This window comes from Mesorhizobium sp. M7A.F.Ca.ET.027.03.2.1 (assembly GCF_003999175.1).
Taxonomy (GTDB): Bacteria; Pseudomonadota; Alphaproteobacteria; order Rhizobiales; family Rhizobiaceae; genus Mesorhizobium.
Map to the genome: position 1 here is coordinate 1 of NZ_RZOM01001913.1, position 439 is coordinate 439.

At 65.8% G+C, this 439-nt stretch carries 1 pseudogene; it reads left to right on the forward strand.

The annotated features are described in order from the left end of the window. Positions 1-315 (forward strand): annotated as a pseudogene (locus tag EN750_RS38740) (LysR family transcriptional regulator); the annotation flags it as partial. Positions 316-439: the final 124 nt, after the last annotated feature.

The window sequence follows — 439 nt, forward strand, 5'->3', positions numbered from 1 at the left end:
GAGGAGGGCTGCGCCTGGCGGGCCGGCGCGCTCGAAGCGCTCGGACGCGAGGGCCGCAACTACCGCATCGCTTATATGAGCGCCCACACGGCCGGCCAGCGCGCCGCAATCATGGCCGACCTTGCGGTGGCGCCGCTGCCGAAATCCTTCCTTGGCGACGAGATGGTCTCGCTGGGCGCCAAGGACGGCATGCCCGAGATCGGCACCTACAATCTCGCCATGGTGGTGGCGCCCGACGCCAGCGCGCCGGTGAAGGCTGTCGCCGACCATATCCGCGCGACGTTCGAACTGTTTCGCGAGACCGGCAAGTTCTGACGAACGTGATCGACCGACTTTCGGTGCTCAGCGACCTCGTTGCGTTCGCAAAGCCGATTGAGCGGCTGACCGACATGATTGACGAGCTTGGCTGGTCGGATACGCCGATCGTTGTCCTTAGCGC